At 61.2% G+C, this 567-nt stretch carries 1 protein-coding gene; it reads right to left on the reverse strand.

Translation table 11 applies throughout. The features are described 5' to 3' along the window. Positions 1 to 536: hypothetical protein (locus tag AC1D0P_RS27495; protein WP_477679626.1), on the reverse strand; the 536-nt coding region annotated here is incomplete at its 3' end. Positions 537 to 567 lie beyond the last annotated feature (31 nt).

Below are 567 nucleotides of genomic sequence, written 5' to 3' on the forward strand. Positions count from 1 at the left end.
ATGGCCGCCGTATTGTCGCCCATTGCACCGCTCGGCGGCGTGCCGGACGGGCCGCTGGCGATGGTGTCGACGTTGCTTTCGTCGGTGTAGTCTGTCGTCGTATAGGCATTGGTCGCGAGGTTTTCGACCCGCTCCTCGCGGCAGAACTCGTCATAGCTGTGCCGTGTGGTGATGCCGTTCGGATCGGTCTCGTCGCCGGCGTCTTCGCAGATCAGGTTGTTGCTGTAGGTGGAGGTCAGCGTCGTGTTGCTGTCGACCAAAAGGTCCATTTGCGTCGGGCGCAGCAATTGCGCGTCGGTATAGGAGAAGATCGTCCGCTTGAGCACGTCCGAGCCATTCTTCACCGTCTCGACGGTCTTGTTGCCCAGGCTGTCATAGGCGTAGGTGATTGTCGAAGAGGCGTTCGTATTCGCGTTCTGGTAGACCCGCTGCTGCGCCAGGTTCGCATTGCTTGGCGAAACGTTCGGCGTGGCCGTAATATCCGCATTGCCGTACCAGAAATCGGTCTGGGCAATGGCCGCCGTATTGTCGCCCATTGCACCGCTCGGCGACGTGCCGGACGGGCCG

Source organism: Polaromonas sp. P1_G2, from assembly GCF_056405515.1.